Annotated in this window: 13 protein-coding genes; 4 read left to right on the top strand and 9 right to left on the bottom strand. The window is 61.8% G+C overall.

Annotation, left to right across the window (positions count from 1 at the left end; genetic code table 11):
- Window positions 1-66: 66 nt before the first annotated feature.
- Both ACW9H9_RS27285 and cysK read right to left on the bottom strand, forming a co-directional pair.
- Window positions 67-1,005, bottom strand: a complete 939-nt coding sequence (locus ACW9H9_RS27285; RefSeq protein WP_457346456.1) for an aspartyl/asparaginyl beta-hydroxylase domain-containing protein — start codon at window positions 1,003-1,005, stop codon at window positions 67-69.
- Between the two features lie 186 nt (window positions 1,006-1,191).
- Entirely contained in the window at window positions 1,192-2,166 is a 975-nt protein-coding gene (cysK, locus tag ACW9H9_RS27280) for a cysteine synthase A (RefSeq protein WP_457346455.1), read from the bottom strand.
- A gap of 126 nt (window positions 2,167-2,292) precedes the next feature.
- Between cysK and ACW9H9_RS27275 the strand changes: the two genes are divergently transcribed.
- The 3 genes from ACW9H9_RS27275 to ACW9H9_RS27265 all read left to right on the top strand — a co-directional run bounded on the left by ACW9H9_RS27275 (window position 2,293) and on the right by ACW9H9_RS27265 (window position 5,539).
- Entirely contained in the window at window positions 2,293-3,366 is a 1,074-nt protein-coding gene (locus tag ACW9H9_RS27275; protein WP_457346453.1) for a DUF748 domain-containing protein, read from the top strand.
- A 137-nt stretch (window positions 3,367-3,503) separates the two neighbouring features.
- Window positions 3,504-4,349, top strand: coding sequence for an AAA family ATPase (locus tag ACW9H9_RS27270; RefSeq protein ID WP_034112447.1), 846 nt, complete (start codon window positions 3,504-3,506; stop codon window positions 4,347-4,349).
- A gap of 11 nt (window positions 4,350-4,360) precedes the next feature.
- Window positions 4,361-5,539: a vWA domain-containing protein gene (locus tag ACW9H9_RS27265; RefSeq protein WP_457346452.1), complete on the top strand. Its 1,179-nt coding sequence runs from the start codon at window positions 4,361-4,363 to the stop codon at window positions 5,537-5,539.
- 76 nt (window positions 5,540-5,615) lie between these two features.
- Here the strand turns inward: ACW9H9_RS27265 and ACW9H9_RS27260 are convergent, their stop codons facing one another.
- The 4 genes from ACW9H9_RS27260 to ACW9H9_RS27245 all read right to left on the bottom strand — a co-directional run bounded on the left by ACW9H9_RS27260 (window position 5,616) and on the right by ACW9H9_RS27245 (window position 9,330).
- Window positions 5,616-6,533, bottom strand: coding sequence for a 5-oxoprolinase subunit C family protein (locus ACW9H9_RS27260; protein ID WP_457346451.1), 918 nt, complete (start codon window positions 6,531-6,533; stop codon window positions 5,616-5,618).
- On the bottom strand, window positions 6,530-7,234 hold the full coding sequence (gene pxpB, locus ACW9H9_RS27255; protein ID WP_457346450.1) for a 5-oxoprolinase subunit PxpB: 705 nt from the start codon (window positions 7,232-7,234) through the stop codon (window positions 6,530-6,532). The genes ACW9H9_RS27260 and pxpB overlap by 4 nt, the downstream gene beginning before the upstream one ends.
- Window positions 7,231-7,974, bottom strand: a complete 744-nt coding sequence (locus ACW9H9_RS27250) for a 5-oxoprolinase subunit PxpA (protein ID WP_457346449.1) — start codon at window positions 7,972-7,974, stop codon at window positions 7,231-7,233. Before ACW9H9_RS27250 ends, pxpB begins: the two co-directional genes overlap by 4 nt.
- 69 nt (window positions 7,975-8,043) lie before the next feature.
- Entirely contained in the window at window positions 8,044-9,330 is a 1,287-nt protein-coding gene (locus ACW9H9_RS27245) for an MFS transporter (protein ID WP_457346447.1), read from the bottom strand.
- Between the two features lie 141 nt (window positions 9,331-9,471).
- Between ACW9H9_RS27245 and ACW9H9_RS27240 the strand changes: the two genes are divergently transcribed.
- Window positions 9,472-10,410, top strand: coding sequence for a LysR family transcriptional regulator (locus tag ACW9H9_RS27240; RefSeq protein ID WP_457346445.1), 939 nt, complete (start codon window positions 9,472-9,474; stop codon window positions 10,408-10,410).
- A 5-nt stretch (window positions 10,411-10,415) separates the two neighbouring features.
- On the opposite strand, the gene ACW9H9_RS27235 is transcribed toward ACW9H9_RS27240, so the two are convergent.
- From ACW9H9_RS27235 to ACW9H9_RS27225, 3 genes are read right to left on the bottom strand one after another with little or no spacing between them, the layout of a single operon-like run.
- A complete protein-coding gene (locus ACW9H9_RS27235) occupies window positions 10,416-10,958 on the bottom strand; it encodes a DUF2937 family protein (RefSeq protein WP_457346443.1) in 543 nt (180 codons plus the stop codon).
- Window positions 10,959-10,969: 11 nt separating this feature from the next.
- Window positions 10,970-11,746, bottom strand: coding sequence for a class II glutamine amidotransferase (locus ACW9H9_RS27230; RefSeq protein ID WP_457346441.1), 777 nt, complete (start codon window positions 11,744-11,746; stop codon window positions 10,970-10,972).
- A 33-nt stretch (window positions 11,747-11,779) separates the two neighbouring features.
- Window positions 11,780-12,253, bottom strand: coding sequence for an MFS transporter (locus tag ACW9H9_RS27225; RefSeq protein ID WP_457346440.1), 474 nt, complete (start codon window positions 12,251-12,253; stop codon window positions 11,780-11,782).
- Window positions 12,254-12,539: the final 286 nt, after the last annotated feature.

Here is a 12,539-nt window from a genome sequence, read left to right as displayed (position 1 = left end):
AAACCGGCGTTCTTGTTTCTGTCTTTCCCGGGATTCCGTGAAGAACCTTTTTTTTAGGCCCATCCCTCAACCAAACAACCAGCGTCCCAACACCACCAGTACCACTACCGCCAGCACCGGGCGCAGGATCCGGTAGGCCTTGGGATGCTTGCGCTTCCACTGTTTGACCACACCGCTGAATCTGTCGCTGAAGTTCTTGCTCCAGGCATAGGCCTTGTTGATGCCGCCCACGCGCTCGTCGTCCAGATTCTGCGGCGCAGTCGCCCGGCCCAGTTGTGCGCTGACCCAACGGTTGACGCCGGTCATGAGGCGGTTGCTCAGCGGGCGCTCGATGTCGCAGAACAGAATCACGCGGGTGACCTCGGTTTCGTTCTTTACCCAGTGCACGTAGGTTTCATCGAACATCACGTCCTGGCCATCGCGCCAGGCGTATTCCTCACCGTCCACAAAAATGCGGCAGGCATCGGAGTTCGGCGTGGACAGGCCCAAGTGATAACGCAGGGAACCGGCAAACGGATCACGGTGCGGGTTGAGGTGACTGCCGCCCGGCAACAGCGCGAACATGGCGCCCTTCACGTTTGGAATGCTGCTGACCAGAGCCACGGTTTTCGGGCACAGGGCCTGGGCCGACGGCAGCGGCTTGTCGTACCACTTGAGGTAGAAACGCTTCCAGCCCTTCTTGAAGAACGAGCCAAAACCGGCGTCGTTGTTCTTTTCGGCCGCACGGATGTAACCCTCGTCGAACAGGTGCATGGCCTCTTCGCGGATCACTTCCCAGTTGTCCTTGAGCACATCCAGCTCGGGGAATTTGCTGCGGTCCAGGTACGGCTTGGACGGCACGGCGGAGAACAGGTACATCAACGCGTTATACGGGGCAAACACCGCCGAGTGGTTGACGAATTGGCGCAACACCGGCAAACGGGCCTTGCCGCGCAAATGCACGTACAGGATGCTGCCGATAAACAACAGCAACACCGCGAGCTTGGCGCCCAAAGAAAAGGTCATGCAGCAACTCCTGAAAATAGGCGTCTGGCCCACAACGTCCCGTAGACGGGAAACCAGACGTAGCAGCCGGCCATGATAAACACTCCGGGCCTCGGGAAAAACCCGCGCAGTCCAACAATCAGTATTAAGGGATGCACGGTGGTGGGCCAATTATGCAGAACGCCCGCGCCACCGCGCTGATTTGCATCAAGCCTGGTTTTCTTGCTCGGTAAACAAATCGCTGAACAACATGCTCGACAGGTAACGCTCGCCGGAGTCCGGCAGCACCACCACGATGGTCTTGCCCTGCATGTCCGGCTTTTCGGCCAGCCGCACCGCGACCGCCATCGCCGCGCCGCAGGAAATGCCGCAAAGAATCCCCTCCTCCTGCATCAGGCGCAGCGCCATGGCCTTGGACTCCTCGTCACTGACCAGCTCCACCCGGTCGACGATCGACAAGTCAAGGTTCTTGGGGACGAACCCCGCGCCAATCCCCTGGATCTTGTGGGGGCTGGGCTTGATCTCTTCACCGGCCAGCGCCTGGGTCAGCACCGGCGACGCAATAGGCTCCACCGCCACCGACAGGATCGGCTTGCCCTGGGTGTGCTTGATGTAACGCGACACACCCGTGATGGTGCCGCCGGTGCCCACGCCCGCCACGAGTACATCCACCGCGCCGTCGGTATCGTTCCAGATCTCCGGACCGGTGGTTTTCTCGTGGATCGCAGGGTTGGCCGGGTTATCGAACTGAGCCGGCATGAAATATTTGGCCGGGTCGCTGGCAACGATTTCACCGGCCTTTTCAATGGCGCCCTTCATGCCCTTGGCAGGTTCGGTCAGCACCAGCTCGGCGCCCAATGCCTTGAGCACTTTGCGCCGCTCCAGGCTCATGGAGGCCGGCATGGTCAGCACCAGCTTGTAGCCCCGCGCGGCGGCCACGAACGCCAGGCCGATCCCGGTATTGCCCGACGTGGGCTCGACAATGGTCATGCCCGGCTTGAGTTTGCCGCTGCCTTCGGCGTCCCAGATCATGTTTGCGCCGATCCGGCACTTCACCGAATACCCCGGGTTACGCCCCTCGATCTTGGCCAGAATGGTCACCCCACGCGGCGCGATGCGGTTGATCTGTACCAGGGGCGTGTTACCGATGGAGTGCGCGTTGTCTGCAAAGATGCGGCTCATGACGGGTCCTTTATTGCACCGTTTGGGAAGGTCCCAAGGGTATGCCTCGTCTCACGTAGCGTCCAGTCGCAGGAACGTTGCGCTGTCTGTTGTAGTCCATCGCCTATACGGATGGAGAAAACTTCCATGAAGCGACGCTACAGTTGGCCGTTGTGGACCCTCGCCGGGCTGGTGGTGCTGTTGATTGCACTGGACCTGGCTCTGCCCTACCTGGTGCGCAATTACCTGAACGACAAGCTTGCCGACATGGGCGACTACCGAGGCCAGGTCACCGATGTGGACCTGGCCCTATGGCGTGGTGCCTATCGGATCAACGGTTTGCAGATCGTCAAAGTCGACGGCAAGGTGCCCGTGCCACTGCTCAAGGCACCGGTGATCGACCTGTCGGTGAGCTGGCATTCGCTGTGGTACGAGCATGCCGTGGTGGCCGAGGTGCAATTCAGCCACCCCGAGCTGAACTTCGTCGACGGCGGCAACAAACAGGCGTCCCAGACCGGCCAGGGCACCAATTGGCGCGAGCAGTTGGGCAAACTGCTGCCGATCACCCTCAACGAGGTGCGCATCAACGACGGCAACATCGCCTTTCACAACTTCAGCTCCACACCGCCGGTGAACATCAACGCCACCGAGGTCAACGCCACCTTTCATAACCTCACCAATGTGATCGACCTCAAGGGCAAGCGCGATGCCAGCTTTACCGGCAAAGGCCTGCTGCTGGGCCATGCGCCACTGGAGGCCACCGCCACGTTCGATCCGATGAACAACTTCGAAGACTTCGAGTTCCGCTTCCGCGCCCGCGACATCCAGCTCAAACGCTTCAACGACTTCGCCTCGGCCTACGGCAAATTCGACTTCAACGCTGGCACCGGCGACCTGGTGGTGGAAGCCCAGGCCGAAAAAGGCCAGTTGAGCGGCTATATCAAGCCGCTGCTGCGGGACGTGGAAGTGTTCAACTGGCAACAGGATGTGGAAAACAAAGACAAGGGCATCTTCCGGTCGATCTGGGAGGCGGTGGTCGGGGTCAGCGAAACCGTGCTGAAAAACCAGCGCAAAAACCAGTTCGCCACCCGTGTAGAACTGAGCGGCAGCGTGCACCAGCAAAATATCAGCGCGTTCCAGGCGTTTTTGCAGATTTTGCGCAACGGTTTCGTCCAGGCGTTCAACGCCCGTTATGAACAACCCAAACCCGAGGCCGATTAAAACCGGCGTGACCGGTCATTCAGAGACTGAATAGCCCGTCTGCGTTCACAGTCGCCGGGGCTGCGCGGTATAGTCGGCCCCTGCTGATTATTCGCCCCGGCCCGCAGGCTGCAGGCGTCACGTTCGAGGAATGACCGATGAAGTTCGAAGGCACCCAGGCCTACGTTGCCACCGATGACCTGAAACTGGCCGTCAACGCCGCCATCACGCTGGAGCGTCCGCTGCTGGTCAAGGGTGAACCCGGCACCGGCAAGACCATGCTCGCCGAACAACTGGCCGAGTCCTTTGGCGCCAAGCTGATCACCTGGCACATCAAGTCCACCACCAAAGCCCATCAGGGCTTGTATGAGTACGATGCGGTCAGCCGCCTGCGCGACTCGCAGTTGGGCGTGGACAAGGTGCACGACGTGCGCAACTACCTGAAAAAGGGCAAGCTCTGGGAGGCGTTCGAGTCGGACGAACGGGTGATTCTGCTGATCGATGAAATCGACAAGGCCGACATCGAATTCCCCAACGACCTGCTGCAAGAACTCGACAAGATGGAGTTCTACGTTTACGAAATCGACGAAACCATCAAGGCCAAGAAGCGCCCGATTATCATCATTACCTCCAACAACGAAAAAGAGCTGCCGGACGCGTTCCTGCGCCGCTGCTTCTTCCACTACATCGCGTTTCCCGACCGCACCACGCTGCAAAAAATCGTCGACGTGCACTACCCCGATATCAAGAAAGACCTGGTCAGCGAAGCCCTCGACGTGTTTTTCGATGTGCGCAAAGTGCCGGGCCTGAAGAAAAAACCTTCCACCTCCGAACTGGTGGACTGGCTCAAATTGCTGATGGCCGACAACATCGGCGAAGCCGTCCTGCGCGAACGCGATCCGACCAAGGCCATCCCGCCGCTGGCCGGGGCACTGGTGAAGAACGAGCAGGACGTACAGCTGCTGGAGCGCCTGGCGTTCATGAGCCGTCGCGGTAACCGATAAGGGCGCCTGCCATGTTGCTCAACCTGTTCAATGAAATGCGCGCCGCCAAGGTGCCGGTGTCGGTACGTGAGCTGCTCGACCTGATCAACGCGCTGAAACAGCGCGTGACCTTTGCCGACATGGACGAGTTCTACTACCTGTCCCGCGCGATCCTGGTAAAGGACGAGCGGCATTTCGACAAGTTCGACCGTGCGTTCGCCGCCTATTTCAAGGGCCTGGAAAACCTCGACGATCACTTGCAGGCACTGATCCCCGAAGACTGGCTGCGCAAGGAGTTCGAGCGCTCGCTGACCGACGAGGAGCGTGCACAGATCCAGTCCCTTGGCGGCCTCGACAAGCTGATCGAAGCGTTCAAGAAACGCCTCGAAGAACAAAAGGAACGCCACGCGGGCGGCAATAAGTGGATCGGCACCGGCGGCACCAGCCCGTTCGGCTCCGGCGGCTTCAACCCGGAAGGCATCCGGGTCGGCGATGCGGGCCAGCGCCAGGGCAAAGCGGTGAAGGTCTGGGACCAGCGCGAGTACAAAAACCTCGACGACTCGGTGGAACTGGGCACGCGCAACATCAAGGTGGCCCTGCGCCGCCTGCGTAAATTCGCGCGCCAGGGCGCGGCGGAAGAACTGGACATCGACGGCACCATCGACCACACCGCGCGCGATGCTGGCCTGTTGAATATCCAGATGCGCCCGGAACGGCGCAACACGGTGAAGCTGTTGCTGCTGTTCGACATCGGCGGCTCGATGGACGCCCATGTGAAGATCTGCGAAGAGCTGTTTTCGGCCTGCAAGACCGAGTTCAAGCACTTGGAGTACTTCTACTTTCACAACTTCGTGTATGAGTCGGTGTGGAAAAACAACCTGCGCCGCACCTCCGAGCGCACCTCCACACAAGACCTGCTGCACAAGTACGGCGCCGATTACAAAGTGATCTTTATCGGCGATGCGTCGATGGCGCCTTACGAAATCACCCAGCCCGGCGGCAGCGTCGAACACTGGAACGAAGAGGCAGGGTATGTGTGGATGCAACGGTTCATGGCCAAGTACAAAAAGCTGATCTGGATTAACCCCTACCCCAAGGACACGTGGGGGTATACCTCGTCGACCGCTATCGTGCGGGACTTGATCGAAGATCAGATGTACCCGCTGACGTTGCGCGGGCTTGAGGAAGGCATGCGGTTTCTTGCCAAATAGGCCTGAACGCGCACGGGGCCTGCTCCCACTTCAGTGAACCCCTTCAAGGGTGGGAGCCGGCTTGCCTGCGATGCGTTCAGCCACGAATGAACCGCTGCAGGTATTCAACCTGCTGACGATGCGCCACCTCTTGCACCACCGGCACCAATCGCACCGCGTCCCCGGGCAGGCACTGCGCCAGCCGCGCCAATGCCAACGGCGTCAACGCGCCCAATCGCGGGTAGCCGCCGATGGTCTGCCGGTCGTTGAGCAACACGATGGGCTGCCCGTCCGGCGGCACCTGGATCCCGCCCAGCGGAATGCCTTCGGAGATCAGCGACGGGCCCTGATACTGCAACGCCGTGCCCAGCAGGCGGATGCCCATGCGGTCGGCACGGCTGTCCAGCGTCCAGTCGCTGTTGAACGCATCAAACAGGCTCTGGCCACTGAAGCCGCCGATCTGCGCGCCCACAATCACCTCCAACGAAGCCTTGGCCGATAGCGCCTGAGCCGTGGGCAGCGCCCGCATCGCGCCGCCCGTGCCGGCATAGGTCAACTGCCCGCCCTTCGCCAACGCCCGGCCCAACCCGTCAGGCCCGCCCAGCTCTTCGCGGCTCACGGTGGCGCAACTGCCCAACACCCGCGGTGCCTCGAACCCGCCCGGCGCCGCCAGGTAGGCTCGGGCGCCACTCAAGGGTTGGGTGAAACGCAAACGCTGGCCCTTTTGCAAAACAAAGCTGCGCCCGGGGCTGATGGCGCGGTCATCGATAAACGCGCCCAGGTCGGCACCGGCCAGCGCCAGCAGGCAGTAATCCTCGGCCTGCACGGTGAACCCACCCAGGGTGATTTCCACCACGGCGGCGTTCAGCGCATTGCCCAGCAACCAGTTGGCCCACGACATCGACACCCAATCCAGCGCGCCGCCCTGGGTGACGCCCAAATGCCTGACACCAAAACGCCCGGCGTCCTGCAACAAGCACAGCGCGGTGCTGGCCTCGATCGACAAGCGGCTCATGCGTGCGCCTCCAACGGCGTGTCATCGCCACCCAGGTTGATGAATTCACCGTGGCTCACCGCGGCGTAGCGCACGGTGTCGCCGGGCTGCATGAGGCTATAGCCGTCACGTTCACGGTCAAACAATTTGGCCGGGGTGCGGCCGATCAGGTTCCAGCCACCGGGAGATACCACCGGATAAGCCGCCGTCTGGCGCTCGGCGATCCCCACGCTGCCCGCCGCCACGCGCTTGCGCGGGGTATTGAGGCGCGGTGTGGCGAGGGCTTCGTCCACCAGCCCCATGAAGGCAAACCCCGGGGCGAACCCCAAGGCGAACACTTGGTATTCATGCTCGCTGTGGCGGCGGATCACCTCGTCCACCGACAGGCCGCTGCGCCGGGCCAGCAGCGCCAGTTCAGGGCCGACGCTGGGGTCATACCACACCGGCAACACATGGCACTGGCCGCTGCCCTTGGCTTGGGGCTGCAACTCGCTCAACGCCTGGTCGATCAACGCCCTGGCTTGCGCGGGGTTCAGCGCCAGCAAGTCGTAGTGCACCATCAAGGTCGTGTAGGACGGCACCAAATCCACCAGCGCCGCACCAAAACCTTCCCGCAGGCGGCGGGTGGCCGCGAGCATCCAGGGCATGTTGTCTTCGGCGATCACGTCAAACAGACGCACCATCAGACAATCGATGGCGACTACTTCAATACGCGGTTTCATGCTGGCCTCAACGCCTCGCGAATGCGCTGCACGGCGGCCACCGAACTGGCGTTATCACCGTGCACACACAGGGTGTTGGCCTTGAGGTACAGGGCGCTGCCGTCGCTGGCAGTCAGCGGCTCACCCCGGGCAATGGTCAGGGCCTGGGCGATGATGGTGTCGGCGTCATGGTGCACCGCGCCCGGCAATTGACGGGAAACCAGGTGCCCGGCGCTGTCGTAGGCCCGGTCGGCGAACGCTTCGAACCACAGTGTCACGCCGTACTCATCGCCCAGGGCCTGGGCGGCGCTGTTGTCGCGGGTGGCCATCAGCATCAGCGGCAAGCTGGCGTCATAGGCCGCCACGGCCTGGATCACCGCGCGCAATTGGGCAGGCTTGGCCATCATGTCGTTGTACATCGCGCCGTGGGGCTTGACGTAACTGACCCGCCCACCCTGGGCCCGGCAGATACCGTCCAGTGCACCGACCTGATAGTGCAACAGGTCCTGGATTTCCTGGGGGGTGTAGGTCATGGAGCGGCGGCCAAACCCTTGCAGGTCCTGATACGCCGGGTGCGCCCCCACTTGCACGCCATGCTCGAAGGCCAGGCTGACGGTCTTGCGCATGATGCTCGGGTCACCCGCGTGGAAACCACAGGCGACGTTGGCGCAGTCAATAAACGGCATCACCTGCGCATCCAGGCCCAAGGTCCAGTTGCCAAAGCTTTCGCCGATGTCGCAGTTCAATAGCAGACGGCTCACGGTGGGGCTCCTGTAGTCTTTGTGTTTTTTTAGTGTGGGATCTTTCATCAAGATCCCGCAACGTTCAGGTTACTGCGCGTCGAGTTGCTTGCCACGGGTTTCCGGCAAGCTTAACGCCGCAAGGATCACCACGCCGTAGGACACGGCAGCAAAGGCGCCGATGCCCACGCTCAGCGGCACCTTCTGGCTCAACAGGCCGATCAGCAGCGGGAAAAGCGCGGCCAGCGCCCGGCCGATGTTGTAGCAAAACCCTTGGCCGGAACCGCGGATACGCGTGGGAAACAGCTCGGTGAGAAACGCCCCCATGCCACTGAAGATGCCCGAGGCGAAGAAGCCCAGCGGGAAACCGAGCCACAGCATCACCTCGTTGCTGACCTGCAACTGGGTGTAGAGCACAACAATGATGAACGAGCCCACCGCAAACAATACAAAGTTCTTCTTACGGCCCAGCAGGTCGGTGAGGTAGGCACTGATCACATAACCCACGTAGGAACCGACGATCACCATCGCCAGATAACCGCCCGTGCCCAGTACGCTCAAACCGCGCTCGTTTTTCAGAAAAGTCGGCAGCCAGGAGGTGATGGCGTAATAACCGCCCAGCGCGCCCGTGGTCAACAGCGAGGCTCGCAGGGTGACGCTGAGCATGCCCGGCGCGAAGATCTCGTAGAACTTGGCCGGATCGCTGGGCGCTTCCTTGGCCTTGGTTTCACGGTAGACCTCGGGGTCCTTGACCAGGCGCCGAACGAAAATCACAAAAATCGCTGGCAAAATGCCCAACAGGAACAGTGCCCGCCATGCGTCTTCCGGTGGCAGCCAGGAGTACAGCAGCGCATACAGAATCGCCGTAATCCCCCAGCCCAGCGCCCAGCCGGACTGCACCATGCCCACGGCCTTGCCGCGATCCTTGGCACGGATGACCTCGCCGATCAGCACCGCGCCCGCGGTCCATTCGCCGCCGAACCCAAAGCCCATCAGGGTCCGGGCGACCAGCAGTTGTTCATAGCTTTGCGCCAGGCCACACAGGAAGGTAAACACCGCAAACCACAGCACGGTCAGCTGCAGGGTGAGCACGCGGCCAATACGGTCCGACAGAATACCGGCGATCCAGCCCCCCAAGGCCGAGGCAATCAGGGTGCTGGTGTGGATCAGCCCTGCTTGCCCGGTGGTAATGCCCCACATGGCAATAAGCGTGGGCACCACAAAACTGAGCATCTGGGTGTCCATGCCGTCCAGGCCGTAGCCGATCTTGCAGCTCCAGAACGCACGACGCTCTTGCTGATTGATATTGCGGTACCAATCAAAAGGGCCAGCACGGCGTTCGGGCTTGGCCCCTTCCAGGGTATCGGGCGCACTCATGGCGGATCTCCACGTGAATGTTATTGGTATTGTTCTGTGCCCTGCCGACGCTTATCGTGGGACGGGCTGATTTTTGGCGCCCGTGCGCTGCCGCGTCCAACTAATAAAAACCGCCCCAATGCATAAGAAAAAGTTGATCTTATGAACCTCAAGTTTCTTGAAACCTTTGTCTGGGTGGCCCGGCTCAAGAGTTTTCGCCTCACCGCCGAAAAACTCTTCACCACCCAGGCCTCGATCTCCAGCCGCATCGCCGTGCTGGAAAGCGAGCTGGGCGTGAAGCTGCTCTTGCGCGACTCGCGTGGCGTGAGCCTGACGCCTGAAGGCGTGAAGGTGCTCGACTACGCCGAGCAGATGATGGCCACTATGCAAGGGCTGAAACAGTCGCTGGAAAGTACCAGCAGCCAGGTAGGACGGATCCGCCTGGGCGTGATGGACACGGTGATCCACACCTGGCTCAGCCCGCTGGTGACCGAGCTGATGCAGCGCTTTCCACGGGTCGAAATCGAGCTGGTGGCCGACACGTCGCTCAACCTCATCGATCAACTGCAAAAAGGCTTTCTGGACCTGATCCTGCAAACCGACCTGCTGCGCCAGGAAACCCTGCGCAGCCTGGAGTTGGGCAGCCACCCCATGGGCTGGATCGTCGCCAGCCAGTCGATTTACAACCGCGACTACGCCTCGGTGACCGAACTGGCCCAGGAACGGGTCATCACGTATTCGAAAAATTCCTGCCCGCACCAGGACGTGCTGAGCCTGATGCAGGCCCACGGGGTAGCGTCGCCGCGCATGAACTGCGTCAACTCGGTGTCGGCAATTACCCGGTTGCTGCGCGACGGGTTTGGTATCGGCGCGTTGCCGCCGGTGCTGGTGCGTGAAGAGCTGGCGCGGGGCGAATTGACCCTGCTGGCGCTGGACGAGCGGCCGCCCAATTTGCAGGTGGTGGTGTCGTGGCGGGTGGGGGTGGATTTGGTGGAGGAGATTGTGGCGCTGTGCCAGACGGTGGTGGCGCAGTATGCGCACAAGGTGGGCGAGGACTTGATGGTCCTGAGCAGGCCCACCTCAATCAAAGAGGCGCACTAGGGGCGTTACAGCCCCTTGAGGTCGCGCTCCTCGATCGGCCGGCTCTGGCGCATGCGCTTGCCGCCCAGCACTACCCAGTCGATGAGGCGGAACAGGCATTCCAGGCCAAAGGACAACAACATCGCGCCGCCCAGGCCCCAGCCCATCGCTTCGGGCGTGAGCAGCAGCATGTAGCTGTAGCCGTTCCAGGTTTCCTGCCGAATGGCCGGGTCGGCCGCCACCGCCACTTGCAGCGCACGGATGTACCACGGGCCTTGCATCGCCTGGAACTGCTTGTCGAGCATCAACTGGCGGTCCAGCAACGTGCCCAGGCTGTTGGCGTCGCTGCGAAACACCGGGTCATCGCTGGCCCGGTAATGGGCGACCAGGGCTTGCAAGTCTCCGTTGAAGAACTGCTGCGCGGTGGCGTCGAACCCGCGCAGACCGGTCTGGGCCTCGATCAAATGGGCTTCGACGCGCTTGGCGTAGTCACTGATGAAGCCCGGCACTTGCACGCCCACCAGCAAACCCACCGCAAACAACACCAACCGCAAATAGCTGAGCAACATAGTCGACGTCCTTACTCGGTTGTACCTTGGGCAACGCATTCGCCCCGCCGCCACAGGCTCCACTGGCCCGGGGTGTAGCGGGTCCAGGTTTCGTTTTCGGTCAAAGGCTCGGTGGCGATCACCGTGACCACGTCATTGGGCGTGGTTTCGGCCTGAAAATCGACGATCACGTCGACATCTTTCAAGCGCGCCGGGCCAAACGGTGCGCGGCGGGTGATCTGCGCCAGTTTGGTCGAGCAATAGCAGAACAGCCAGTCGCCGTCGCTGAGCAGGCAGTTGAACACGCCTTTGCTGCGGTATTCGCTGCAGGCGGCGATCAGGTCGGGCAGCACGTGCTCGATGTCCACCGGCTCCGGGAACGCTTCGCGCACGCGGTTGAGCAGGTCGCAAAAGGCCGCTTCGCTGTCGGTGTCGCCTACCGGGCGGTAGAACGTGGCGCGTGGATGGAAGTCGGCCAATTGGCCATTGTGCGCAAAACACCAGTTACGTCCCCACAGTTCGCGCACGAACGGGTGGGTGTTGGACAGGCACACCTTGCCCACGTTGGCCTGGCGGATATGGCCGATCACCACTTCGCTCTTGATGGGGTAACGCTGCACCAGCAACGCCACTTCCGACTCACTGCTGGCCGCCGGGTCCTGGAACAACCGCAAGCCACGGCCCTCGTAGAAGGCGATGCCCCAGCCGTCGCGGTGCGGGCCGGTACGCCCGCCGCGCTGCATCAGCCCGGTGAAGCTGAATACGATGTCGGTCGGTACGTTGGCACTCATGCCCAATAATTCACACATGCCAGGCTTCTCGATGCGGGGCAGACAACGTTGTCAAAGGCGCGGTTCGACCCGCATGCCACCGGCAGGCGGCGTCGGGCGACGTGGGGCGGTGAACGGCTCATCGTCCTCGGGCTCGGCGGCCAGGGCGGCGGCGGTGGCCGCCTTGTGCTCGCGTCGCACCCGGGCAGCGCGCAGGAAGGGCCAGCGGATAAGCGCAAACACCAGATACACGCCCAGGGCGATCAGGGTGTACATGAACAGATCGGAAATCGCCCGCCAGGCGTTGTTGCCCACTTTGAGCACCAGGTCCATCGCGGTGATGGCCAGCGCCGGGGCGAATTGGGTTTTGACCGGATCGACGATGGTCGGGCTGAACAACGCCACGGCCATCAGCACACGCAGCGGCTCACGCAGCCAGCGCCACATCCAGCGGGTCATGGCAAACCACACCAGCAGGCAGCCCAGGGCTGCGATGGCGTAGAGGCCCCAAGCGGTCAGGTAGTCGTTCTCGGTCATGGTGTCCATGGCAAGTCAGGCTGGGGCGTGACCCAATGGGCCTGCCACCCCCAGGAACCGAGCATGGGCCTGTCGGCGCATGCGGCTCAAATCGTTGGTAAGCCCCCTGTGGAGCCGGCTTGTGCATTGTCAATCATGGCAAGCAAGCTGCCGATGACATGGGGAGCAATAGTACTCGGTTATCCGGGGTGCCTCCACTGCCTTGCGAACGTCGGGCACGCCGCGAGCAATCGAGCCACGCCCTAGTGTACTGTTTTCGAAATAATTTACTTATTGACTACGGCTTCAAGTGCCT

The organism is Pseudomonas sp. SDO5215_S409 (assembly GCF_054071325.1).
This window is presented reverse-complemented; position numbering and strand designations above follow the sequence as displayed.